Consider the following 23,362-nt stretch of genomic DNA (forward strand, 5'->3'; position numbering starts at 1 on the left):
CGATAAATAAATGGGATAAGTTCATTTAAATCAACTGGGTTGAGGTGAAAATGTATCACTTTACCTGAGATGTATTAGTTGCGCCGCTCATTCTGTAATTTTTCCTCGGAGGGCTTTAATTTCGCCGCGCTTAGTTTTACTATCAATGCGTTTATTTTTAGCGCTGCGTGTGGGTTTTGTAGGCTTGCGTTTTGCAGAGATGATAGTGACGCTTTTAATTAAGGTTTGGAGACGGTTGAGCGCGTCTTCTTTATTCTGTTCTTGAGTACGATGTTGCTGGGCTTTGATAATAATTATCCCTTCTTTGGTAATGCGTTGATCTCCTAAATTGAGCAGACGTTCTTTGTAAAGCGGTGATAGAGAGGAGGCGTTGATGTCGAAACGCAGATGAATGGCTGTAGCAACTTTATTGACATTTTGACCACCTGCGCCTTGAGAACGAATTGCACTAATACTGATTTCGCTGAGAGGAATGATGGTTTTATTGGTAATTTGCAGCATGGTGGTTTTTTAATGGCTTTGATTTTTATCCCACTTTTATTCTAATCCTTCGATTTGACGTAAGTATTCAGGATAGAGAATACTCCAAGTCAGGAGAATAAAGGCTTTTTTAGTCAACTTTGATGATTTTGATAAAATCTCACTTCTCTCTATTCTTCATTTCATAAGCATTCTGAACCAAAGGTCTGCGAAGCGTCTCCTGACTCCTGAATTCTTACAATTTGACTGTCGATATTCTGATCAAGAAACTACAAGCTGATGTAACTCACTTGGTGTAAGGTGAGAATGTAGGACTTCACCATCACGAAACCAAACAATCCGTTTAGTTTGACGCGCAACTTCTGTTTCATGTGTCACCATGACAACTGTAATCCCACTGCTATTTAATTCACCAAAAATATCTAAAACTTCTTGAGTTGTGCGGGAATCAAGTGCGCCGGTGGGTTCGTCAGCAAGGAGAACAACGGGACGGTTGACAATGGCGCGGGCGATCGCTACTCTTTGTTGTTGTCCCCCTGATAATTGGGTAGGTTTATTATTGAGACGTTTTTCTAAACCTACTTTTATCAATGCTTCAATCGCCCGTTCTTTTCTTTCCCCAGGTTTAACACCAGCATACACCATTGGCAGCATTACATTTTCCATTGCTGTCAATTGATTTAATAAATGGAATTGTTGAAATACAAATCCTAGCTTTTTATTGCGAATATGCGCCAATTCTGTATCACCGATTTGGGCTACATCAAGATTGTCTAAATAATAATGTCCCGAACTAGGACGATCTAAACAACCGATAATATTCATAGCTGTAGATTTACCAGATCCAGAAGGCCCCATAATTGCACAATATTCACCTTCTTCTATAACTAAGTTGATATCATTTAGTGCTTTTACTTCGGTTTCACCACTACCATATATTTTGAAAATATTCTCAAGCTGAATAATTCCTGATGGTGGTTCTGAATTAGGAATGTTTGAATCAGTTAAAGTCAGAGTATTAGACATGGAGATTGATCCTTTTTTTAAATAGTTTTTTTGTCAGAATCAGGATATCCAGGATTTAAGGATTGACAGGATGAAAATTTGATAATTATCATTTATAGCAGGAGTCACGAGTCAGGAGTAAAACTGGCTTGGTGTCTAGGTTTCAATTTGGATTCTTTACCTCATTGATCTGCAATCTGCTGTATGTCCAAAAATTCTCTAATCATCTAAATATTTCAATCCTGAAAATCCTTAAATCCTGGACATCCTGATTCTGACATTTTAAAAAACCGCTATTTTCCAAAATCCACATTTGTATATACAATATGTCCAAAAATTATCTAATCATCTAAATATTTCAATCCTGAAAATCCTCAAATCCTGGATATCCTGATTCTGACATTTTTAATTATTTACGCGCTTCTTAATGCCACAATTGGGTCAAGTTGAGCCGCACGACGGGCAGGAACTACGCCAAAAAATAAACCAATTCCACCAGAAATACCAACAGCCATTGTAATTGAAATGACGGAAATACTCGCTTCTAAAGGAGTTAGGGCTGATACCAATATTATGCAGCCAACACCAACCGTAGTACCAACTAAACCGCCAATTACAGAAACAATTACTGCTTCAATAATAAACTGAAGTAAAATGTCTTGCTGGGTAGCACCAATTGCTTTTCTTAATCCAATTTCTTGGGTGCGTTCGGTGACAGAAACGAGCATAATATTCATAATACCAATGCCGCCAACAAATAAAGAAATACCTGCGATCGCAGCCAGCATAGTAGTCAACGCCGAGGAAATTTGACCTACTGTTTGCAAAGCATCCTTTTGTGTGCGGATAGTAAAGTCATTTTCACCGACGAGTTTATGTCTTTGTCGTAGTAAATTGGTAATTTGAAACTCTGCTGCATCTACACTATCGGCATCTTTCGCAGAAGCGACTATGTAGGTTACTTCTAATCCGTAGGGAGAAGTCCGTCCAACTAGTCGATTTGCTGATGTAAGAATCGGGACTAATGCTGACTCATCGTAATCTACACCCAAATTTGAACCTTTGTCCGTTAGCACTCCAATTACTTGAAAGCTGGCATTTTTGATTCTGATCTGTTGACTAACAGGATTGGTATTACCAAAAAGCTTTTCTTTCAATTTTGCACCTAGCACCACAACTTGGTTGCTGCGCTTCATATCTATGTCGGTGAAAAACCTTCCTGTGGCTACTTCAAAATCACGTACTGTCAAAAAGCTGGGAGTTGTACCAATAATGTTGACATCGGTGTTTCTGTTTTTATAAGTAACCACCTGTCTACTATTCAATTCCGCTGTGGTTGCTGCTATTGTAGGTACTTGAGTTGCGATCGCATTAGCATCTTCTAAAACCAGAGTTCTTGTCACCTCTCTAGAAACCCGCTGCACTTCCTCATTACCGGGAATGACAAATACAACGTTTGGCCCTAAGGAATTTAGTTGATTGGCTACAAACTTTTGTCCCCCTTCCCCAATCCCAATCATCGCAATTACTGAGCCGTTACCAATAATAATACCCAGCATAGTCAGGGCGCTACGTAACTTGTTAGCGAGCAATGTTTTACCCGCCATTTGGACGCTTTCTAGAAAGTTCATTATTTTTTCTCTTCTTTAGCCTTTTCAATTTTGTAGTCTTTGGGTGGATTCACAAATATCAAATCACCCTTTTGTACTCCTTCTAAAACTTGAGTTTCGTCTTTGATTTGCGCTCCAATTGTGATTTCTCGAAACTGGGGTTTATTATTTGTATCTGGTATCAATACGCCAGTTTTGCCATTTTCGGTGAGAATGGCTACAGTTGGTAAGGTTAACGCATCGTTAATGCGATCGCCCAAAAACGTCACATCCACATTTAAACCAGAACGCAGTTTATCTGCACCACTATCAATCACCACCCGCACCTGAAACGATGTCACACCTTGCTCTATTACCGCTTCAGGAGCAATCAGACGTACACGTCCTTTAAATACTTGATCTGGATAAGCATCAGCGATAATTTCCACCTGCTGTCCCTGTTTAATTCTGCCAATATCAGCTTCGGGAACTTGAGCTAAAACTTCTAAACCCGTTGCTAACGCCACAATTGAACTAGAAGTTGCTGACGTACTCGTAGAAGCCGAAGTTGTTGGTGTGACAAAAGCGCCTATATTCGCATATTTTTGAGTCACAATCCCCGTAAAAGGAGCGCGAATAATGGTATCTTCCAACTGGACTTGTTGCTGCTTTAACTGAGCATTTGCAGCCGCTACAGAGGCTTTAAGTCGGGCAATTTCTTCAGGACGGTTGCCATTTTCTAGCTGTCGTAGTGCTTGTTGTTCTTGAATAACTACGGCTTCTTGCTTTTTGATATCTTCGTTGCGGTTACCAACTTTTTGTAGTGATAATCGCCGTTGAGCTTCTTCTAAACTGGCTTTTGCTCTTTTATCTTCACTGATATATTGTTCTAGGGAATCTTGGGAAATAGCTCCTTCTTTAGCTAACCCCTGATAACGTCTGACTCTGGCTTGGGTTAGTTCCACCTGCGCTTTAGCTGAATCTACAGCAGCCCTAGCTTGATCAATTTCCTGAGAACGATTACCCGCCCGAATTATAGCTAATTGGGCTGCTGCTTGGGCTACACGAGCTTTCCCTTGAGCAATTTCTTCGGGGCGGCTTCCTGCTTGACTCTCCGCTAATTGTGCTTTGGCTTGATCTAAGTTCGCTTGAAATTGGATAATTCGCATTTTAATTTCGGAATTATCCATGCGAGCAATAATTTGCCCTTTCTGAACTTTTTCGCCCTGTTCAATATTCAAATCGGTGATAATTCCCGGATTTTTAGGACTAATATTCACGCTTTGTACTGGTTGCACTTTCCCACTAGCGGTAATCCGCACTGTGACACTTTTGGCTGCAACTGGAACAGTGAGTTTAGTAATGTCTTGTTTACGGTTTTCTGGATTCGCTATTTTTAAAGCTGTGGTTGCTCCAACTATTAAAACACCAGATGCAATCAACCCGATTAACCAGCGAAATGGATATTTAATTTTTTTGCCTATTAGCGGAATTTCTATGTGAGTTGTCATATGATTTTGCAGTATTTACTAGAATTGAAAGTTGTTGATTTTTTAAACTAAATACTAAAGAATACTATTAATGGAAAGCATCAATAAAATCAAAGCATTGTTGATTTTTAGTTTCTATTGGATACTAGCAATTAAATATATGATGAGTCATCATATGATTTGGTGACTTTTGCTGGTTAGCTAAAATTTACTGGAATCAGACCTAGTTTACCTTTAGTTTTTTGAATTAAAAACATACTCACTACAATCATGGGCAGTACTAAATTTATTTCAGTTACTTGTTGAGCAATAAAACTTTCGGACAAAACTTTACCTCCCAGTCTGACTGAATCATTTGATAAACCGTGCATGACAATAGCTATTATGGTAGTCTGCCCAACCTGATTAAAAAAATAAGTCATAATTATGGAAATCAAGATAAATTTGCAGGTAAGAATGAAAAACATAGATAAAAAATTTATTATTCCATAATCGAATAATAAATTTATTTTCACGGGTATATGCCACATAGACCAGAAAAATCCTAGTATTATCGAAGCTTGTAGAGGTCGAAAGCGTTTTTGTAATAAAGGTAGAGCAAATCCTCGCCAGCCATTTTCTTCAAATAAACCTCCAGCATCTAGAAACATGGCAATAATCAAGCCGCTCCAAAAATTAATTGATAAAAAATTGATATCCCAGATAAAATATTGTTCAGGAAGTAGCCACTTATTTAATCCAGCTGAAGCCAGATTCATCAAAATAAAAACTAATATACAAATTCCCCAAATTCTCAAGGCATACTGCCAGTTCATACCTTGTTGCCAAAAACAAAATCGGTTTTTTAGTTCTAATAAACCTTTTTTTCCGTATGCAATACTAGCAACTATAAATGCTGCAATATCTGGTGCGGCTACTTGTAATATTGCTAATAAAACTCCAAAAAATGCTTCTGGTTCTGCTGATACTACCCGAAATGCAGTTACTAAATCAGTATTAAATTGAATACCAGTTTTTTGGAGTGCTTGGTCTACGGCAACATCAGCACCAGTTAATAAAAAAACTGGAATAATCAGAATTACAATTAAAACTGAAATGATGTAGTACCATGTCAGTGGATACTTTTTTACATAAGCTGTAAATTGTCTTAGCATAGTTGTCAATATTCCAAGATTGTAAACGCTGTCATACTCAAGTGTTTTTTCTACTGACAGGACAATGTTAGGTAGAATTTCTCAGATATGCTCCTAGTAAGTAAAAATAAAATGTAAGTAATCACTTATTAATTTCCTAAAAAAAGTTTTACTTAAATTATGCAATTAATCTTCAATAGGTGCAATTCCTCGCCAAAGAATATCCACGAGATTCTGGACAAATATTGCTTCTTCTGTTTTTATAACTTCTCCGGGGTGCATTTGCTCTAAGAAAACATAGTTCATTAGTGAGCCTAGCAATATCATAGCAATAGTATGAGGATCACTGGGGCGAAGCCGTCCTTGTTCTATTTCTTGGGCTAGGAAGTTAGTAAATACTTTGATTTCACGGATAGGTTTCGACTTGATCATACTTGCCGTTTCTGGAAGTAGATTACCGCACGCTTTCAACATCATCAATCTTGGCATCACTTGACGATGGAATTCTAAAGTTTGTAGACACAAATGAATGAGGTTTTGTTTGAGATTTCCTTTCCCAGATAAAGAATCAAGTTCTTGCACCCAAGGGGGTCTTTCAGGAATTCCCATTGACGCAAAAAATAGTTTTTCTTTGGTTGAGAATCGCTTGAAAATAGACGCTTCGGAAATTCCGGCTTTTTGGGCAATTTCTAAGGTTGAAGCACCAAACCCTTGTTCGAGAAAGATTTCACGGGCTGCGTCTAAAATTTGCTCATTAGTGATTTTTGGTGTGCGTGCCATAAATAAGTGTGTAGTCACTTATTAATTTACTCGTTGTTCATGGTGATGTCAAGAAGAAGATTTACTCAGCACTTATTTCTCGTTCCCATACTCTGTATGGGAATGAATTCTAGAAGGCTCTGTCTTCCTTGTAGAGATAAGAGTCAGAGCCTCTGTGATACCATTCCCAGTCAGAGACTGGGAACGAGATACGAGATACTCAGCACTCAGCAATCATTCCTTGACACTAGTTCTTTGTAAATTAGCCAAAGCGCGGTTGTAGTTTAAAATAGCGGTGACTCGATTACCTTCAGATATTGTGAGGTCATTTTCAGCAGAAATCACTTCAGTTTGAGTACCGACACCAGCTTGAAACCTGAGTCTAGCTATACTTAAAGCTTCCTTAGCTTGATTTATAGCCACAGTAGAAGTTTGTACATTATCCAAATTGGACTGTAACTGTAAATAATATTGTTCAACATCAAAGCGAATTAGGTTACGCTGGTTAGAAAATTGAGTTTCTGCGATCGCAATATTAGCTTTTGATTGAGCCGCACGCGCTCTTGCTGCTCCCCCATCAAACAAATTTAAACTTGCTTGAAGTCCCAGTGAATAACCATCACTAACGCTAACACCGTCGTTATAACGATCTAGTAAGCTGTAGCTGCCATTTAAACTAATTTGTGGACCTAACTGTGAAATTGCCTGTCTTCGTTGTTGCTCACTAATATTGCGTTGTGCTAAAACCTGTGGTAATTCTGGACGGTTTTGAAAAGCTTGGATAATAGTTTCTTCCAAAGTTTGTTGCCAAAGACCAGCTAATTGTACAGGATCTGCCGCAGTGATATTACTTGATTGTGGCAAACTTAACCGAGTTGCTAATCGACGACGCGCAATTTGTTGTTGTGAAATAGAATTAGTGAGATTTTGGAGAGAATTTGCTAAATTCACTTGAGTTTGTAAAACATCAAATCTTGTACCTACTCCAGCCAGTTGTCGAGCTTCAGCATCTCGAAAACTAGCCTGGGAATTTTCCACAGATGACTGATTAATTCTGACTTGTTCATCTGCTTGTTGTAGATCATAATATTCAGTTGTGACATTTAACCTAATTTCTAATAATCGGTTTTCCAGGTCTAATTCATCTATTCTTAATTGTTCCTCAGCCGCTCGAATACTAGCTTTCCTATTGCCAGATGTATAAAGGTCATAATTCAGTTGTGCTTGACCATTGAAAGAAGTGCTAGATGAAGAAGATGAATTGTTAATAAACCCATCACCGCTGTTAGTTAGACTACCATTAACATTAATATTAGGAAATAAAGCAGCTTGAGTTTCCCGTAATGCAGAACGACTGCGTTCTAATTCTAATTTTACTATCTGTAATTCTTGATTATTACGTTGTGCCAATTCCAAAGCTTGTATTAACGTAATTGGCACGTTTTCTTGAATTTTAACTTCTTCTGGACGGGTAGGAAATAATAAAGGATTGGGATTAGAGTTCGGGATAGGTAGAGTTTCTGCACTTGCAAAATTTGGGATGAGAGTGATAAATATTCCAACCCAGATAGAATGCACTTTAAATAACATAATTTTTACACTTGGTAATAGCTTTATTATTTTTCAAACTAACCGCAGAGGCGCAGAGTACACAGATAAAATAAAGAGAGATTTGTCTATTTTACATAAATATTATTCCAGCATTAACTAACAATTAAACCATCTTGAACTCGGATAATTCTTTGCGTTTGAGCAGCGATATCTGGTTCGTGAGTAACAATCACAATTGTGATTCCTTGTTGATTAAGTTCTGTAAGCAAATTCATTACTTCGTAGGAAGTCTCAGTATCTAAAGCTCCTGTTGGTTCATCTGCTAGAACTAAAGCTGGTTTGTTAACCAAAGCGCGAGCGATCGCAACTCGTTGCTGTTGACCCCCTGAGAGTTGACTAGGACGGTTAGAAGTGCGATCGCCTAATCCGACCCTTTCTAGAGCTTCCAAAGCCCTTTGGCGGCGTTTTGGCTTGGGTAAGTTGGCGTAAACCATCGGTAGCATCACGTTTTCTAGGGCTGTTGAACGTGCCAAAAGATTAAATTGTTGGAAAACAAAACCTATCCTTTGATTGCGAATATACGCCAATTCATCATCATCATAAGTAGTTAGGTTTCTACCTTCAAAAATATAGTTTCCTTTGGTAGGACGATCTAAACATCCTAAAATATTCATGAGTGTGGATTTACCCGAACCTGAAGCACCCATAATTGAAACATATTCTCCTTCTTCAATAGAGAGTTGAATTCCCTTCAATATAGGAACATCAACCTCGCCTAAATAGTAAGTTTTAGTAATAGATTCCAGCCAAATCATTGTTGTCATAATACTAGTAATTAAAAATTATATCTCTCAAAATCTTCCTCTCTGAGCCTCTGCGTCTCTGCGTGAAATAAATATTTTCACTTAGCAACGCCGAATCTTTATTTAATCGCTTCTTAAAGCATTAATTGGATCTAATTTAGAAGCATTTCGTGCGGGAATTACTCCAGCAACTAAGCCAACGATCAGTGAGAGTCCAAATCCGACGATGATTGATAAAAAAGAAATGATAAATGGAAATTTAAATATAGTTGATGCTGCAAAGGCAATTACAATACCACTTACAATACCAATGCTTCCACCAGCAATGGAAATCACGATTGCTTCAGCTAAAAATTGATTGAGGATGGCTGAATTAGTTGCTCCTACTGCTTTTCTAATGCCGATTTCTCTCGTTCGTTCTACAACAGAAACTAACATAATATTGGCAATGCCAATTCCGCCAACAACTAAAGAAATTCCTGCAATTGCTACTACCATCACTGTAAATAAACCCACCACGTTAGTGAAGGTGCTAACAATATCAGCTTGGTTAGTTAGTCGGAAATCATCGGCTTGTGGTGGATAGATATTATGACGCAGACGTAAGAGATTGGTAACTTGAAATTGTGCAGCTTCTAACTGCTCTTGATTGGCAGATTTGACTAAAATTCCATTTACAGAAACACCGACTAAAGCATTGTTGCCAACTAGTCTTTTTGACATACTAGTCAGAGGGATGAAAATTTGGTCATCTCGGTCTGTTGGCCCTTGAGAACCTTTAGGTTCCATCACTCCAATCACTTCATAAGCCTCTCCCTGAATCCGAATTCTTTCACCGATGACATTATTACTTTGACTAAACAATGTTCTTTGGACTGTAGGGCCAATAATCGCAAACTGTGCAGCAGTATCTAGTTCTTCTTGGGTAAAATATCTCCCTTGCTGGGGGCGGGTATTTCTGACTTCTGGGTAGTTTAAATCTGTACCTATAACTGTTGTTGAGGTATTCTGTCCCTCATAAACAACTTGTACATTCCGCTGTAGATAAGCAGAAACAAGTTCAGCTGATGGTGCTTGTGTAGCGATCGCTTTCGCATCTTCCCAAGTCAAGGTACTGCTAGAACCTACTCCTTGTCGCACATTCCCACTTCTGGCCGCACCTGCTAAGATTTGCAGCACATCCGTACCCAAGGCTTGAATCTGTTGCTCAACTCCTTTTTGCACCCCCTGACCGATAGAGGTAATGGCGATAACTGAAGAAATGCCAATAATTACCCCCAGCATCGTTAGTCCTGTGCGTAATTTGTTACTCCACAGGGTCTCTACCGCCATTAAAAATATTTCTAATAATGGTACTGTGCGGGTATTCTTAGCTTTATTCGCGTAATAAGCTATGGCCATAATTGAGTACCGAGTAGTGAGTATTGAGTTTTGAGTTTTGAGTTTTGAGTGATGAGTTGAAAAACCATCCGGTCTCTTGTAGGGTGCGTCAGACCCAATAATTTAGCAAAAAACAGATTTCTCTATCTGACGCACCTTACTAAATCTCCTCTTCCCAGCGTCTGAAACGACGTAATTTCGTTCATATCTCACTAAGAACCACCACGACGACCACCGCCTCCACGGCCACCACCTCCACCGTCACCTCCACTTAAACCAGGAAAAACTCCTCCTCGTGGTGTTGATTGCGGTCGTGACCCCGGTGGGAAACTGAGCAATACCCTCTCGTCTCCTATCAATCCAGATTTAACTTCTGTAAAGTTATTCACAGTAATGCCAGTCTCAATGCGAGTGAAAACAGGTTTGCCATCCGCCCCAGCCACAAACACACCTGTGGCACGTTCTCGGCGTACTACTGAAGCTGTCGGCACTACTAGGACATTTTCTAATTCACCAACTTGGAAATCTGCTGCCACATTCATCCCAGAACGCAGTAGCCTTCCAGGGTCAGAGAGTGCTACCCTGACTTCAAAACTGGTAACATTTTGCTCAACTATGGCTTGGGCAGCGATTTGACTCACTTTACCTGCAAAGGTTTTTTCTGGGTAGGCATCTGCTTTAATTATCACTTCTTGACCAAGGCGGATTTTGGAAATATTAGTTTCGGCTAAATTGGCGACAACTTCATTCGTAGAAGCTAGAGATAAGATAGAAGAAGAAGTAGCAGAAGATACTGCGCTACTGGCAGTTGTGGGAGTAACGAAAGCGCCAGGATCAGCGTACTTTTTCGTCACTACACCGTCAAAGGGAGCGCGAATGATCGTGTCATTGATGTCGGATTGAACGTTTTGTAGGGAGCCACGAGCAGACATCATCTGAGCGCGTGCTTGGTCAATATCTTCTCGGCGAGTTCCTGCTTTGAGGAGTGATAAAGATTGCTGTCTCTGTTGGACTACAGCCCGTGCTTGCTGAATATCTTCTGGACGTGAACCTGCTTTTTGTAATGCTAGTGCTTGCTGGGCTTCATTCACCTGAGCCTGGGCGCTATCACGATCTGCTAATTTTTGGTTAACGGTTTGGAGAGAAATTCCTCCTGAATTGAAAAGTTGTTGATTTCGGCGGAAATCATCTTCTGCTTTACTGAAATTAGCTTGAGCGCTTTTTAAGCGTGCCTCTGCTTGGCCAATATCTTGGGAACGATTACCTGCTTCTATTTTTCGCAAATTGGCTAGGGCTTCTTCCAGTTGTGCCTGTGATTGAGCAATATCCTGGGGACGATTACCTGCAATCAACTTTTGTAGATTTGCCTCAGCTTGGGCTATTTGCCCTCTAGCAGAGGTGAGTTGCCCTTGCAGGTTGGAATCATCCATGTAAGCTACAATCTGTCCTTGTTGGACTATATCGCCTTCCTTGACGAGCAGTTTTTTGAGGATGCCTGAATTTTTAGGGCTGAGGTTGATTGATCTCTCAGGCTTCACGGTTCCATTGGCAGCAACTGTGATTGATAAGCTCTGTCTTTCTACAGGCCGGGTGACCACACGACGTTGTGCTTGTTGACTGGGAAGAACCATGAATTGAAGATAAACTACGTAGCCAATTCCACCCATCAGCCCCAGGACGATTAACCAAGGCAGCCAGTGATTTTTGCCTTTTTTTCTGTTAACTTTTGGAACCGATAAAGATGAATCTACATGATTTGATGTATCAATTTCCATATAAAATTTATTTATGTACAACGGATGCGGAGCTAGTACAAAACGGCGTAAATAATCTGCCCATTTAAAATGTCTAAAATCCCTACAGCACAGTAATTAAGTTGGCATCATCTGCGATCGCCGCTATTACGAATTATTTTAATGTTATGCAGCCTCTTCGTATAAATCTATGTAAGCAATTATCGAACAATTACCCTATATCTCAAGCATGACCAAAGTCACTAGTAACTGTAAACTTATGTATGACCAAAGTCACCAAAAAATTTCTGAAGAACGAGTTGTAAGTTATAAGACTAAACTCAGCACTCAGCACTCAGAACGGTTTCGGTAAAATTTACCTTTCTTCTAGAGCGGAGATCGTCTAAGCTATCTGAAAGATTCTTTGATTTGTGGTTTAGAGGCGGTAGTGTGCCAAAACACCTTCGTTTGATTTCTCTTTTGGTTGTCTGTAGTTTGTGGAATATTCCCAAAACTGTCCACGCACAGGCATTGATACCTCATACACTGCAACTTGATACAGCCAAGTTGGAGAAGCAGGGGTTGAGCTTGGCTCAAGAGGCGGCTCAATTAGCACAGTTTCAGCAAATTGATTTGGCTTTGCCACGAGCGCGGCTGGCTACTCAATTGGCTCCTGAAAATGATAAGGTATGGTTGCTCTTGGGTGGTTTGCATTTGCAAACGAAAGAGTATGATGCTGCGATCGCAGCGTTACAAAAAGCCCAAACCCTTAATCCCAAAAATGCTGATATTCTCTTTGCTTTGGGTTCAGCTAATTTTCAGAAACAAAATTATCAAGCATCTGCTGCCCATTACCAAACCGGGTTGCAGTTAAAACCTAATGACTCAGAGGGTTTGTTTGATTTGGGTAATGCTTACTATATGTTAGGTCGCTTGCCCGATGCGATCGCTCAATTTAATCAAGCTGTCTCTCAAGATAAAAAATTCTGGCCAGCAATTAACAACATTGGCTTAATCAAATACGAACAAGGTGATGTTCAAAGTGCGATTAAGCAATGGCAACAGGCAGTAGCTATTGATAAGCAAGCCGCCGAACCTTTATTAGCCCTGGCTGTAGCTTTGTATACTAAAGGTGACAGTCAACAAGGATTAGCAATGGGGGAAGCAGCACTCCGTATAGATCAACGTTATGCTGATTTGGATTTCCTCAAGCAAAACCTTTGGGGTGAACGCCTACTATCTGATACGAAAAAATTCTTAGAATTACCCCGCATTCAAGCAAGTCTAGGAACGCTGCAAGACACCCCACAACCCACACAACAGCCTACACAGTAGTAAGTCGATTAATTGGTAATTGGTAATTAGTGTTGCTATTACCCGTTACCTATTAATACTTGCCTAACTTTACCAATCTGTAGTACATATAAACTAAGAAAGAACAGAAGTCATCCAAAATATTTATGGATGTGTTCTTTTGACATCAGCTGGCAGTTTTCAAGAATCTTGTGTAGGTAGAAGTGCCACAATCTGGTCAACAAATTGTTGATGGTCAACAACGGGTTTAGAGATGTAGCCATCCGCACCACTTTGCTTGAGAAAGTTCTCACGATCGCCTTCCATAGCGTGTGCTGTCACCAAAATAATAGGTAAGTTTGCTGTTTGCGGATCAGATTTTAACATTTGTGTAATTTTGATACCATCAACAGACTTACCTTCGTAAACACTACGAGATAGGGAAACATCCATTAAAATCAGGTCAGCTTCCCCAGCTTGGGCAATTTTGATCACCTCTTCCACATTTTCCGTATGTTTCACACCCAAGCCACCACGCTTGGTCAAAATTTTGGAAAAAACACGAGCGTTAATCAGATCATCTTCGACAATCAAAACAGTTTTCATGAGAATTTAATCTATAAGGGTGAAGGAGGATTAAAAGCAATTTTGGATTTTGGATTTTGGATTGGGAACATGGATAGTTAGGGTGTTTCATAGCAATGAAACAAGACAACCTCTCCCAATCTGGTATAAGACCTAAGCAGCAAATAATCTCTGCTGCCTTATTTAGTAATCAATTTGTATCCCCAATATCAAGGATAATACTACTGTTTTTTATCCTATGAGGATCAAGATTTTATTATCAATACCATTTAATCCGTTATGCTGTGGTTTCTATAGTGTTAAGTTCCACCGACTTTTGTGTAGTTAAAATTCAGGGAAAAAGCTCATGGCAAAACAGTTAAACCTTCTCTCCACGGGACAGGTCATCACAACAGCCCTGCACACCGAGATGCAACGGTCTTATCTAGAATATGCCATGAGTGTGATAGTTGGGCGGGCGTTACCAGACGTGCGTGATGGCTTAAAGCCAGTGCATCGACGGATTTTGTACGCCATGCATGAACTCGGGCTGACACCAGATAGACCTTATCGTAAATGCGCTCGTGTAGTTGGAGACGTATTAGGTAAATATCATCCCCACGGGGATCAAGCCGTTTATGATGCCTTGGTGAGGTTAGTGCAGGAATTTTCCAGTCGCTATCCCTTACTGGCTGGACATGGTAATTTTGGTAGCGTGGATAACGACCCACCAGCGGCGATGCGTTACACAGAAACGCGTCTGGCACCTATTGGCCATGAGGGAATGCTGACAGAAATTGGCGAAGAAACTGTGGAATTTATCGGTAATTTCGATAATTCTCAGCAAGAACCAACTGTCTTACCGGCTCAGTTACCGTTCCTACTACTTAATGGCTGTTCTGGTATCGCTGTGGGGATGGCGACGAATATTCCCCCGCATAATTTAGGGGAAATAGTCGATGGGTTGATTGCTTTAATTGACAACCCAGATTTAACGGATGAAAAATTATTTGAGCTAATTCCGGGGCCAGATTTTCCAACCGGGGGAGAAATTGTCGGTAATACGGGGATTCGGGAAGCATACACCACAGGAAAAGGTGGGATTTTGTTGCGGGGTGTGGCGACGCTGGAAGAGATTCCCGCCACTAGGGGCAGCAAGCGGCGAACTGCAATTATTATTACTGAATTACCTTATCAGGTGAATAAGGCGGGTTGGATTGAAAAAGTAGCAGATTTGGTCAATCAAGGACGCTTACTGGGCATTTCTGATTTGCGGGATGAGAGCGATCGCGAAGGGATGCGAGTAGTCATTGAACTCAAACGCGATACCAACCCCCAAGAAGTTCTCCAACACTTGTATCACCAAACTGCTTTACAAACTACCTTTGGAGCAATTCTTTTAGGGTTAGTAAATGGACAACCCCGACAGTTAAGCTTGCGTCAACTGTTGCAGGAATTTTTGAATTTCCGAGAACATACTCTCAATCGTCGCTACAGTTATGAGTTAGGTAAAGCCGAAAACCGAGTGCAGATTGTCGCCGGTTTACTGAAAGCGTTGTCTCACCTAGATGATGTAATTGCAATTTTAAGGCAAGCTGCTGATGGTAGTACAGCCAAATTGAACCTTTGTCGCCGACTAGATTTAAGCGAAGTACAAGCGGATGCCATTTTGTCCATGCCATTACGCCGCCTCACCAGTTTAGAACAGCAAAATTTGCAGCAGGAATTTGACGAACTTAACAATCAAATTACCTCATTGCGGAGATTACTGGAAGATAGACGGGAATTACTGAAAGCTTTGAAAAAGGATTTACGTAGTCTCAAGCGAAAATATAGTGATTCTCGACGGACAAAAATTTTAGCGCCCAATGAAACCCCAATCAAACCAGAAAAGGGAAAAACAGAAACAGAGGACAATTCCAAATCCACAATCCCAAATCCCAAATCGGAACAACCACCAGAAGCAGCAGTTCTAGAATTTACCCAGCGGGGTTATGTACGTCGCATTTCTCCGACAGGGAAAAAGCCGAAAGCGGAAAATGGTTTGCATGAGAACGACTTTATTATCCACACCGAGTCAACTGACACTGAAAAAGATTTGTTGATTCTCAATAGTGGTGGTAAAGTCTACCCTGTGAAAGTGGGAGAAATTCCCGCTACAACTGGACGTTCTCCACGAGGAACACCACTCATTACCATGCTCACAAGTACGGCACAAGGTAATGCAGAAGCTGTTGTTAGCCGCTTTGTACTGCCAGAAACATCCGCAACATCTGAGATGATTCTCCTCACCAAACAAGGGCGAATTAAGCGTCTGTCTCTGGAAGAATTCACCAACCTCACTCGGCGCGGAATTACGATTTTGAAGCTGAAAGATGATGATGAATTATCTTTTACCCAGTTCACCAAAACAGGAGATCATCTAATTTTAGCTAGTTCAGGTGGGCGTTTGTTGCGGTTTGCAGTTAATGATGAGCAATTGCCCGTTATGGGTCGTGCAGCAATGGGTTTGCAAGCATTCCGGCTGTTGAAAAATCAGCAAATGGTTGGTTGTGTAACTGTCGCTAAAGATGACCAGATATTGCTAGTTACTCAAGAAGGATATGCCAAACGAATGCCTGCAAGTAACTTAAGGGCTGCTAATCGCGGCGATTTAGGTATACAAATGCTGAAATTTAACAACAAAACTGACAATTTGGCAGCGATGGTACGCGCTACACCAGGTACGGAAGTAGCTCTGTTGACCAATAAAGAACGCGTGGTGAGAATTCCTGTGGACACAGTGCCACTTTTAGATAGAGATGCTAAAGGTGAGAATGTCTTGCAAATCAACCGCGATGAGAAAATTATCTCAGTTGTAGAAGTGCGAGTGTGAGTCAAAAAAACTAGGGACACAACAATGTTGTGTCCCTAAAAAATCAAGTTTAAAAATAGTTGTTCAACTGGCTTCTTTGAAGAAATCTTCACCGGCGATATTTTCAGGTGTAGTACCTACAACCTTTCTAAAAGTCAAAGTGTAAGTGTTGCTTGAGTTCTCAAACTTTTCATATCTGAGTCCATCAAGCTTTCCTTGAGTAATCAGATTTTGCCAATCATTTGCGTTGATGCGGATAGTGACAGATGGACCACAGCAGTTGTATTTGACATCTTTTGTGATTGTGCCACTTGAAAAACTCAATGTAGGGCAAGATTGTTCATAAAGACCAAGAGGTACGGTAGCCGCACCCTGGTTGATTGTTTTGATACAATCTTCAGCTAATGCTTGTTCTTGTCCTAGGGAGAAGAATAAAGACAGCATCATTAAGAAGGCAATGATCATCTTTTTCATTGGACAAATCCTCATGAGTTGTAAATTTCATCTCCAGTCACAACAGGCTTCGAGAGATACCTATTTGACTGCAAATTTGATCTGTTTATAGATAGATATAAATTAAAAAGATTTTTCTACAAACAGAGTTTAATATTTTGTAACGATTAGTACATATTGACAAAGCCAATTAAGTGAAAACAAGTTTATCCAGTAAACTTTTTAAGTAATCTACTTACATAAGATGGCTTAAATAAAAACTACATATATAAATCACCCACAATATAAGTCAATAAATGTTGCATTATTGAAAATATTTGTTATATTAGTTTACATAAGGCAATAAAGCTTAGTAAAACCATCTTGGAGTGCGAACCATGACTAACGCAACAAAAACTATTACTTCCATACCAGAAGATCGTAACGCTTGGCGTTGGGGCTTTACTCCCCAAGCAGAAATTTGGAATGGCCGTTTGGCAATGATTGGTTTTTTAGCAGCTACCTTAATTGAAGTTATTTCTGGCCAAGGCTTCCTACACTTTTGGGGTATTTTGTAAGATAAGATTTGAGATAAAGAGTTGTTCATAAACAAAAAACCTGGTAGTTAATCAAAACTAGCAGGTTCTTTATTTTTTGCTTTCTTGGTTATTTGTCTTCAGTCATTAGGTAGAGATTTAAAGCTAATGACTAACAACTACCGAATATACTCCTTGAGAACGCTGTTGCGATTTGGATGGCGTAACTTGCGGAGTGCCTTGGCCTCAATTTGGCGAATCCTTTCGCGGGTAACGTTGAAAATCTGACCAATTTCTTCAAGGGTTTTCATCCGACCGTCATCTAAGCCATAGCGTAGTCTCAAAACATCTCTTTCGCGGGGGCTAAGGCTGTCGAGTACTTTTTCTAGGTCTTCGCGCAGAAGATTTTTAGAAACTTGGTCTTCTGGTGTTTCTCCGTCAGATTCAATAAAATCGCCCAGTCGAGAATCTTCTTCTTTCCCAATAGGTGTTTCTAAAGAAATTGGTAACTGGGCGGATTTAGCAATAAACCGCAGTTTCTCGATGGTCATTTCCATGCGAGTAGCAATTTCTTCTTCGGTGGGTTTGCGACCCATTTCTTGAGAGAGCAGTTTGGTAGTTTTCTTGATCCGTGATATGGTTTCGTAGAGATGAACCGGTAGACGGATAGTTCGAGATTGATCAGCGATCGCTCTAGTAATTGCCTGACGAATCCACCATGTAGCGTAGGTAGAAAACTTATAGCCTTTCTCGTGGTCGAACTTCTCAGCAGCGCGAATCAAGCCCAGACTGCCTTCCTGAATTAGATCTTGGAAAGACAAGCCACGATTCATGTATTTTTTGGCGATTGAAACTACCAGGCGCAAGTTTGATTGCACCATTTTATCTTTCGCCCTGCGTCCAACGTGTAGACGATAACGGAAGGTCGGTAATGGTAGTGCAACAGCTTCTGCCCATTCTTTAAATTCAGGTTCACGTTCTAACTGTTCGTACAGTCGATCCCTTACCCGTTCTAATTCCAGCAGATCGGCAATTTTCCGCGCCAATTCAATTTCTTCATCCGCTCGCAACAGCCGAATTCGACCAATTTCTTGCAAATAAAGGCGAATTGAATCTTCGGTGTAGTGCTTTTTCTTTGTTTGTGTCCGACGACGCGACTTAGCGGCTTTTCCAGACTTTGCGTCGTCCTCATCAGACTGAGGCTCTAAAAAATCATCAATTTCGCCGTCATCGGTAAGCAGCAAGTCCTCTTCATCCTCAATTAATAAGAGTTCTTCTTCGATCTCAGGCGGATTTATCATTTCTAGGTCAGGCTGATAAATGCTGTCGAGTACGTTGTTAGCCTGGTTCATGCCGCGTTCCTCATGCTCCTTGCAGAATCAATTACTCAAGATGTGTTTACTGCTCTTTTAATCGAGCTAATTGTTCACCGACAATAGACTTTTGGCTAATTGCCTGTGATATTTTCGGAATTATTGCCCCTTTGGGAGGCGGAGTTTTTTACTTTAGCAGCAACTATCACTCTTATGTGACTTGCTTTTGGGAAAGTAAATTTCGTCGCTGTCGCCGTTGTACACAACTTCTGATTGACTGGTCTAAAACCAGACTGATCTTTAATCAAGAAACTTACCATTTCAGCGCAATGGATATGACTGCTGGCAGATTTACCTGTAAAGACTGTTCCGATTGTAGCCTGTTTCACAGAAATTGCACTCTTTTTGTGTTTTAATCGCCAACTCGTTCAGAAAAGTGAAGCCACTTTTATCAAAAAGACATTAAAAACGGTAGTCACACCATTAAATCTTGTCGAAAACTTTTTGGTTTTGCAGTGGCATTCTCATTAGATTAAAAGGTAGGCACACTTGCTCCTAAAAGCTTCTAGATGTTAGGTACAACAATTATTCCCTGGCAACAGGACGTTGAATCTTAACTTAAGTCAGCAGGATTAATGCATCCATGTTTACATTTCCTTCATCCAGCAGTCAGTTTACCAGAGTAGAGCAGGGCTAACTGCTCGGTAGATCTCTTTGTAGTGGATCAGCGCGCTTGTTTACAGGCGCTTAACCTTGTATATTCTGTGCTAATAACCTGAACTTAGGAGTTAAGGTTGTAGCATAACTAGCAGGATGACAGATGAGTTTACATTTCACTCAATTCTGCCTTATTAACACATTAGCGCAAGGCTGAGATTTCAGCCTTATGCAACTTGACAAACTGTTCTTATTGTATACAAGGTTATTTTAATCAGTCGAGAAATAATTTGTCAGTGGAGATAGTAGATAATTTGCTCTCTCGATGCTAAAAGTGCATTGTTACAGGGAAAACAATCATCTTGACTACAGCGATATATGACTATATCAGCAATTGTTCAGATATTTGTTGCCCGTTGTTGAGAATGAGCAGTTGGCTCATAGAGAAGTTGCCGATTGGCTTTTTTGTATGCACTTAGCATTATTACGTATTTTTACTATTAATGTTAATCTTGTTTTGAGGAAATTCTGATACTTAGTTATAAATATCAACCTCTATACTGAGAATAACTACCGATTAGCTGATATGGCAGGGAACTCTTAACAGGGTAGAAAGTCTTTTGGTGTCTGACTTTTATGGTTACTGTCTGTCCTAACCTACCTGACAACATAAATCAGTGGTGGGCAATGCCCACCCTACGGACAAATTAACCCAAACTAAATTCTACACATTCTGGTAAACCTGGATAGATCATATTTCTGTCCAGTGCTGACAAGACTTTATGATTAGCATGATCAGAATTTAAACACCGACAAACTAATTGGGCAACATCAGCGCGATGAATACTACCAACAATACGTGGATCTTCAGTTAAAATGCCATTATTAGTTGCTGGTTCTGATTTTAAACCACCGGGACGAATAATTGTATAATTAAGTCCACTATTTATTAAGTATTGTTCAGCTTGTTCTTTGAGAATTAAAACTGGTTTGAGTGTTGCTAATGCTTGGGGAGGCATAGAAACTGCACTATTACCACTACCAATAGAAGTTACCAGGATAAACCTTTGCACTCCGGCTTTAACTGCGGCATCAATCAGGTTTTTATTACCGATATAATCAGGTTTGACATCATCTGTAGGTAAACCACCCAGGGTACTGATAACAGCTTGGATAGGTTCATCTCCTAAAATTGCCCGTTCGACATCATCCACATTCAAAGCATCTCCTAAAATCGGATGAACACCCATCGCTTCTAGTTCCTTAGCGGCAACTTCTGTTCTCAATAGTGCTTTTACCTGGATTTGTTGTGCTGTCAAATATTTGGCAATTTCTTGTCCAACACCGCGACTAGCCCCAGCTACAAAAATGTAAGATGTACTTGACATAGATATTTTCTCAGATAGATGCATTGGTTACACAAATAATTAATATATCTGGCTTTGCTCAATTTTAGAAATTACATTCATAAAGAAAATTGAGTGACTGACAAACCATACACCTCATTTGTCTGGATAACTGTTTCTCTAGAAACAGTAACTGGTTTGCCAAGTTAGTTAGAATTTATGGAAATCATCTAAATCTCTATATCCTCCTAAATAAGTTGATCAAACATTTGATGATTATCCAGATGTATCTTTAGCATAAACATAAAAATTGGTTTGTCTTCTATGAGACTGTAAATATTACTGAATTTTTACTTAACTAAAGGTTATAAAATTGAGTAATTTGTTGGTATAAATTACCCTGAGTATGCAATAGTGTGCCGCTATCATGCAGATGGATTGGATTAGCTTACTAAAAGCTCAACAAACTGACTTCCTACAACGTGTGAAAAAACCTAAAACTGCGGATCTTTCTCTCTTAGAAAGTCAAGTAAAAGGTTGTCACAGTGAAATTGTGGCCTTTTGGGGTGAGCCATTGGCAAAAATAGTAGAATGTTCGCGCCAACAAGCGGAAATTCTTGCCAAAAACCCCCCACCAATGCCACCAGAATATCCTGAACCACCTGACTGGACAATTCCCTTTCCTAGATATTTTCAACGCCAAGCAGAGGATTATCTTGTTCGAGAACAAATTGTAGATCGGTTGATTACAGAAAGATTGGGTAAATTGGTTAAAAAAGTGCCACAAGACACTTTAGAAAATATGGTCTTAGATGATGAGGGGAATTTACGTAGTGAAAGTAAATTTATTTATTGGTTGACTAATAACCCGAAAATTAGTATTCAAGTTCATGTAGCAGATGGAGAAAGTTTCAACGGAATTAAAAAAGACAAAATTCGGTGGTCAGTCAGTCAAGAAGATGTCAGAAATCACCAGGTTTTAATTTTTCTGTGTTTGTTGTATCCAGCAACTACTAAATTAGGCTATGAAAAGCAAACTGTAATCGCTGGTTTTTTACCAACACATCAACTAGAATGTACTGAACCAAAACTGTCTATCACTCCTAGTAATTTATTGTATGCAGGAGGATTAAATTGGTATTTAGAATCGCTAGGTGGCAAAAAATATGATCTTCCTGTAGCAGATGAAATAATAATAGCAGAGACTATTCAAACTTTGCCATCAGACCATCCGCAAAAGAATGTTATTGGGGATTGGGAATTTTGGCAAACTTTGAAAGGACATACTAGAGGTATTAACTGTCTAGCTTACGCTGTTAAAACTGTGCCAGTAGAAAGTTCTGGATATCAGTATGGTAAAACTGTACCCATATTAGCTAGTGGTAGCCGAGGAGAAACAAAATTATGGGATCTAACCAAAGGTGAACTAATCGAAACTTTGTCAGAATATCCTTGGATAATGTCTGAGCTAGTAGATGAAGTAAATTCCTTGGCTTTTAGTGCAGATGGACAAACTTTAGTTAGTGTAGGTGCAGATTCTACAATTAAAATTTGGCATACTGGCGCACTGGATTTAATTGATATTTTGCATAAACATAATGGGAGTGTGCGTTGTGTTGCTTTTTCTCCTGATAGCAAGATGATCGCAACTGGTGGTGATGACAGAAGAATCTTGTTTTGGGATTTGTGTAATCGCCAGGTTGAAAAATCCCTATCTTTAGATGATACAGCAGCCCATTCAATGGTGTTAAGTCAAGATGGGCAAATTTTGATTACAGGTAGTTACCGCAAAATTAAAGTTTGGCATACATCTTCTATAGTTAGTAAGAAAAAGGTTGAGGATATCCAACCACTACATATTCTTATTGGTCATTCTCACATCGTTAGTTCTTTAGCAATTAGTTCTGATGCTAAATTTTTGCTGAGTGGTAGTCGTGATAAAACTATTAAAGTCTGGAATTTGGAGACAGGGAAATTAATTCACACTCTCAAAAGTCATAGAGATGGAGTGTATGCTGTAGCCCTGAGTCCTAATGAACAAATTATTGCTAGTGGTAGTGCTGATAAAACTATCAAATTGTGGCATTTAGAAACAGGGGAACTATTAGGAACATTTACAGGTCACGCTAATACAGTTACAGCTTTGACTTTCACAGCTTCTGGGGAAATGTTGGTGAGTGGGAGTTTGGATAAGACGATTAAGATTTGGCAGAGAAGTTAAAATAATTCGTAATTCGTAATAGTGCCTACGGCAGGCTACCGCCAACGTAATTCGTAATTAAGTTTTAGAAGGGGGGCTTAAACCTCATTAAACCCCCATAATTAGTTAAATTTAAAGGCATCTCATCTAATGTGGTATGATGTGAACTTGACAAATCAAACAAAATCAGCATAAAAAACTGTGTAAAAAAAATACTTGACAGATAAAACAGATAAGTGAGATG

19 protein-coding genes are annotated in these 23,362 nt (G+C 39.7%); 4 read left to right on the forward strand and 15 right to left on the reverse strand.

Going from position 1 to position 23,362, the window contains the following annotated elements; all coding sequences use genetic code 11:
- Positions 1 to 87 precede the first annotated feature (87 nt).
- The 10 genes from arfB to H6G68_RS13205 all read right to left on the reverse strand — a co-directional run bounded on the left by arfB (position 88) and on the right by H6G68_RS13205 (position 11,965).
- Entirely contained in the window at positions 88 to 501 is a 414-nt protein-coding gene (arfB, locus tag H6G68_RS13160) for an alternative ribosome rescue aminoacyl-tRNA hydrolase ArfB (protein ID WP_190907052.1), read from the reverse strand.
- 240 nt (positions 502 to 741) lie between these two features.
- The gene (locus tag H6G68_RS13165; RefSeq protein ID WP_199332590.1) at positions 742 to 1,506 is read right to left on the reverse strand and encodes an ABC transporter ATP-binding protein; all 765 of its coding nucleotides are present in this window, start codon (positions 1,504 to 1,506) and stop codon (positions 742 to 744) included.
- Between the two features lie 392 nt (positions 1,507 to 1,898).
- Entirely contained in the window at positions 1,899 to 3,116 is a 1,218-nt protein-coding gene (locus tag H6G68_RS13170; protein ID WP_190907053.1) for an ABC transporter permease, read from the reverse strand.
- Positions 3,116 to 4,585 (reverse strand): efflux RND transporter periplasmic adaptor subunit, encoded by a 1,470-nt coding sequence (locus H6G68_RS13175; protein ID WP_190907054.1) that lies wholly within the window; start codon positions 4,583 to 4,585, stop codon positions 3,116 to 3,118. Before H6G68_RS13175 ends, H6G68_RS13170 begins: the two co-directional genes overlap by 1 nt.
- A gap of 176 nt (positions 4,586 to 4,761) precedes the next feature.
- The gene (locus H6G68_RS13180; RefSeq protein WP_190907055.1) at positions 4,762 to 5,718 is read right to left on the reverse strand and encodes a CPBP family intramembrane glutamic endopeptidase; all 957 of its coding nucleotides are present in this window, start codon (positions 5,716 to 5,718) and stop codon (positions 4,762 to 4,764) included.
- 165 nt (positions 5,719 to 5,883) lie between these two features.
- Positions 5,884 to 6,477 (reverse strand): TetR/AcrR family transcriptional regulator, encoded by a 594-nt coding sequence (locus tag H6G68_RS13185; RefSeq protein ID WP_190907056.1) that lies wholly within the window; start codon positions 6,475 to 6,477, stop codon positions 5,884 to 5,886.
- Between the two features lie 213 nt (positions 6,478 to 6,690).
- Positions 6,691 to 8,046, reverse strand: a complete 1,356-nt coding sequence (locus tag H6G68_RS13190) for a TolC family protein (protein ID WP_190907057.1) — start codon at positions 8,044 to 8,046, stop codon at positions 6,691 to 6,693.
- 113 nt (positions 8,047 to 8,159) lie between these two features.
- Positions 8,160 to 8,831, reverse strand: coding sequence for an ABC transporter ATP-binding protein (locus H6G68_RS13195; protein ID WP_277925522.1), 672 nt, complete (start codon positions 8,829 to 8,831; stop codon positions 8,160 to 8,162).
- Between the two features lie 102 nt (positions 8,832 to 8,933).
- Complete coding sequence (locus H6G68_RS13200) at positions 8,934 to 10,211, reverse strand: ABC transporter permease (RefSeq protein ID WP_190907058.1); 1,278 nt, start codon at positions 10,209 to 10,211, stop codon at positions 8,934 to 8,936.
- Positions 10,212 to 10,402: 191 nt separating this feature from the next.
- A complete protein-coding gene (locus tag H6G68_RS13205; protein ID WP_190907059.1) occupies positions 10,403 to 11,965 on the reverse strand; it encodes an efflux RND transporter periplasmic adaptor subunit in 1,563 nt (520 codons plus the stop codon).
- Positions 11,966 to 12,373: 408 nt separating this feature from the next.
- On the opposite strand from H6G68_RS13205, the gene H6G68_RS13210 reads away from it, so the two are divergent.
- Positions 12,374 to 13,258 (forward strand): tetratricopeptide repeat protein, encoded by an 885-nt coding sequence (locus H6G68_RS13210; RefSeq protein ID WP_190907060.1) that lies wholly within the window; start codon positions 12,374 to 12,376, stop codon positions 13,256 to 13,258.
- A gap of 159 nt (positions 13,259 to 13,417) precedes the next feature.
- On the opposite strand, the gene H6G68_RS13215 is transcribed toward H6G68_RS13210, so the two are convergent.
- Positions 13,418 to 13,822, reverse strand: coding sequence for a response regulator (locus tag H6G68_RS13215; RefSeq protein ID WP_127051782.1), 405 nt, complete (start codon positions 13,820 to 13,822; stop codon positions 13,418 to 13,420).
- A gap of 325 nt (positions 13,823 to 14,147) precedes the next feature.
- On the opposite strand from H6G68_RS13215, the gene gyrA reads away from it, so the two are divergent.
- Positions 14,148 to 16,655, forward strand: coding sequence for a DNA gyrase subunit A (gene gyrA / locus H6G68_RS13220; RefSeq protein ID WP_190907061.1), 2,508 nt, complete (start codon positions 14,148 to 14,150; stop codon positions 16,653 to 16,655).
- A gap of 63 nt (positions 16,656 to 16,718) precedes the next feature.
- Here the strand turns inward: gyrA and H6G68_RS13225 are convergent, their stop codons facing one another.
- Positions 16,719 to 17,108: a hypothetical protein gene (locus H6G68_RS13225; RefSeq protein ID WP_190907062.1), complete on the reverse strand. Its 390-nt coding sequence runs from the start codon at positions 17,106 to 17,108 to the stop codon at positions 16,719 to 16,721.
- A 356-nt stretch (positions 17,109 to 17,464) separates the two neighbouring features.
- Between H6G68_RS13225 and H6G68_RS13230 the strand changes: the two genes are divergently transcribed.
- Positions 17,465 to 17,644, forward strand: a complete 180-nt coding sequence (locus H6G68_RS13230; RefSeq protein ID WP_127051780.1) for a chlorophyll a/b-binding protein — start codon at positions 17,465 to 17,467, stop codon at positions 17,642 to 17,644.
- 137 nt (positions 17,645 to 17,781) lie between these two features.
- Here the strand turns inward: H6G68_RS13230 and rpoD are convergent, their stop codons facing one another.
- The 3 genes from rpoD to H6G68_RS13245 all read right to left on the reverse strand — a co-directional run bounded on the left by rpoD (position 17,782) and on the right by H6G68_RS13245 (position 20,960).
- Positions 17,782 to 18,954, reverse strand: coding sequence for an RNA polymerase sigma factor RpoD (rpoD, locus tag H6G68_RS13235; protein WP_016950148.1), 1,173 nt, complete (start codon positions 18,952 to 18,954; stop codon positions 17,782 to 17,784).
- Positions 18,955 to 19,049: 95 nt separating this feature from the next.
- The gene (locus H6G68_RS13240; RefSeq protein ID WP_190907063.1) at positions 19,050 to 19,304 is read right to left on the reverse strand and encodes a hypothetical protein; all 255 of its coding nucleotides are present in this window, start codon (positions 19,302 to 19,304) and stop codon (positions 19,050 to 19,052) included.
- 975 nt (positions 19,305 to 20,279) lie between these two features.
- Positions 20,280 to 20,960 (reverse strand): SDR family oxidoreductase, encoded by a 681-nt coding sequence (locus H6G68_RS13245; protein WP_190907064.1) that lies wholly within the window; start codon positions 20,958 to 20,960, stop codon positions 20,280 to 20,282.
- Positions 20,961 to 21,345: 385 nt separating this feature from the next.
- Here H6G68_RS13245 and H6G68_RS13250 point away from each other — a divergent pair, with 385 nt between their 5' ends.
- A complete protein-coding gene (locus tag H6G68_RS13250; RefSeq protein ID WP_190907065.1) occupies positions 21,346 to 23,139 on the forward strand; it encodes a WD40 repeat domain-containing protein in 1,794 nt (597 codons plus the stop codon).
- Positions 23,140 to 23,362: the final 223 nt, after the last annotated feature.

The sequence above is a fragment of the Anabaena catenula FACHB-362 genome (assembly GCF_014698735.1).
Lineage (GTDB): Bacteria > Cyanobacteriota > Cyanobacteriia > Cyanobacteriales > Nostocaceae > Anabaena > Anabaena variabilis_A.

Coding starts and splice junctions, on each gene's coding strand:
- arfB (WP_190907052.1), bottom strand. CDS start 501: ATGCTGCAAATTACCAATAAAACCATCATTCCTCTCAGCGAAATCAGT.
- H6G68_RS13165 (WP_199332590.1), bottom strand. CDS start 1,506: ATGTCTAATACTCTGACTTTAACTGATTCAAACATTCCTAATTCAGAA.
- H6G68_RS13170 (WP_190907053.1), bottom strand. CDS start 3,116: ATGAACTTTCTAGAAAGCGTCCAAATGGCGGGTAAAACATTGCTCGCT.
- H6G68_RS13175 (WP_190907054.1), bottom strand. CDS start 4,585: ATGACAACTCACATAGAAATTCCGCTAATAGGCAAAAAAATTAAATAT.
- H6G68_RS13180 (WP_190907055.1), bottom strand. CDS start 5,718: ATGCTAAGACAATTTACAGCTTATGTAAAAAAGTATCCACTGACATGG.
- H6G68_RS13185 (WP_190907056.1), bottom strand. CDS start 6,477: ATGGCACGCACACCAAAAATCACTAATGAGCAAATTTTAGACGCAGCC.
- H6G68_RS13190 (WP_190907057.1), bottom strand. CDS start 8,046: ATGTTATTTAAAGTGCATTCTATCTGGGTTGGAATATTTATCACTCTC.
- H6G68_RS13195 (WP_277925522.1), bottom strand. CDS start 8,831: ATGACAACAATGATTTGGCTGGAATCTATTACTAAAACTTACTATTTA.
- H6G68_RS13200 (WP_190907058.1), bottom strand. CDS start 10,211: ATGGCCATAGCTTATTACGCGAATAAAGCTAAGAATACCCGCACAGTA.
- H6G68_RS13205 (WP_190907059.1), bottom strand. CDS start 11,965: ATGGAAATTGATACATCAAATCATGTAGATTCATCTTTATCGGTTCCA.
- H6G68_RS13215 (WP_127051782.1), bottom strand. CDS start 13,822: ATGAAAACTGTTTTGATTGTCGAAGATGATCTGATTAACGCTCGTGTT.
- gyrA (WP_190907061.1), top strand. CDS start 14,148: ATGGCAAAACAGTTAAACCTTCTCTCCACGGGACAGGTCATCACAACA.
- H6G68_RS13225 (WP_190907062.1), bottom strand. CDS start 17,108: ATGAAAAAGATGATCATTGCCTTCTTAATGATGCTGTCTTTATTCTTC.
- H6G68_RS13230 (WP_127051780.1), top strand. CDS start 17,465: ATGACTAACGCAACAAAAACTATTACTTCCATACCAGAAGATCGTAAC.
- rpoD (WP_016950148.1), bottom strand. CDS start 18,954: ATGAACCAGGCTAACAACGTACTCGACAGCATTTATCAGCCTGACCTA.
- H6G68_RS13245 (WP_190907064.1), bottom strand. CDS start 20,960: ATGTCAAGTACATCTTACATTTTTGTAGCTGGGGCTAGTCGCGGTGTT.
- H6G68_RS13250 (WP_190907065.1), top strand. CDS start 21,346: ATGCAGATGGATTGGATTAGCTTACTAAAAGCTCAACAAACTGACTTC.